The organism is Dactylosporangium sp. NPDC005555 (assembly GCF_040605635.1).
Lineage (GTDB): Bacteria > Actinomycetota > Actinomycetes > Mycobacteriales > Micromonosporaceae > Dactylosporangium.
In genome coordinates, this window is the sequence record NZ_JBEXDG010000194.1 from 1 (window position 1) to 1,051 (window position 1,051).

1 protein-coding gene is annotated in these 1,051 nt (G+C 67.9%); it reads right to left on the bottom strand.

Annotation, left to right across the window (positions count from 1 at the left end; translation table 11 throughout):
• Window positions 1-1,024 (bottom strand): beta-ketoacyl synthase N-terminal-like domain-containing protein (locus ABZS58_RS51485; protein WP_354792176.1); only part of this gene is annotated, 1,024 nt, incomplete at its 3' end.
• Between the last annotated feature and the right edge of the window lie 27 nt (window positions 1,025-1,051).

Here is a 1,051-nt window from a genome sequence, read left to right on the forward strand (position 1 = left end):
GGCTCGCCGCCAACTGCATGGCGTAGTCGTGGTACATGAGGCCCACATACACGCCGGTGTCCGACCCGCGGAGCCCGGACGGGTCGATCCCGGCCCGCTCCAACGCCTCCCAGGAGACCTCCAGCAGCAGCCGCTGCTGCGGATCCATCGCCACAGCCTCCCGCGGACTGATCCCGAAGAACCCCGCGTCGAACATCCCAGCCCCGGACAGGAATGTTCCGTACCCGATCCCCGACCGCTGCCGACCGGAGTCGTACAGCGCCGTCAGATCCCAACCCCGATCCGCGGGGAACCCACCCACCGCGTCAACACCCTCGACCAGCAACCGCCAGAACCCCTCCGGGTCAACAACCCCACCCGGATACCGACACCCCATCCCCACAATCGCCACCGGCTCATCGAGCACACTGACCGCGGCAGCTGGTCCAGTCGCCGGCTCAGACACCCCGTCCAACCGCTGCTGCAGATATCCCAGCAGTTTCACGGGGGTGGGGTAGTCAAATAGCAGGGTGGTCGGCAGCCGCAGCCCTGTCACCGCGGCGAGTCGGTCACACATTTTGATGGTGGCGTATGAGTCGAAGCCCTGCTCCCTAAAGCTCCGGTCAGCGTCGACAGCCTGCGGCCCGGCATGACCAAGCACTGCAGCCGCATGGGTTCGGATCAGGTCAAGTAGTTGCCGCTCGCCCCCACCCGCTGCCGGCTCGATGCTCACACCGTCGAGCGCGGCCGCGCTGGCCTCGATGTCATGCCGCTCGACCGCGTCCTGGGACTGGTCGATCGTGGCGATACTGCGGCCAGGGAGCTCGGCCAGCGTGTCCGGGAGCCAGTGGCGCTGCCGCTGGAACGGGTATGTTGGCAGCGGCACGCGTCGGGGCAAATCACCGGCAAAGGCCGGGGTCCAGTCGATGGTGACGCCGGCCACGTGGAGGGTGGCCATCGAGCGGAGCCAGCGGTCACGTCCGCCGTCGTCACGACGCAGGGTGCCGGTCACGAGCAGGTGTTCGCCGGCCTGTTCCACCGCCATGGTCAGTACCGGGTGCGGGCTGACTTC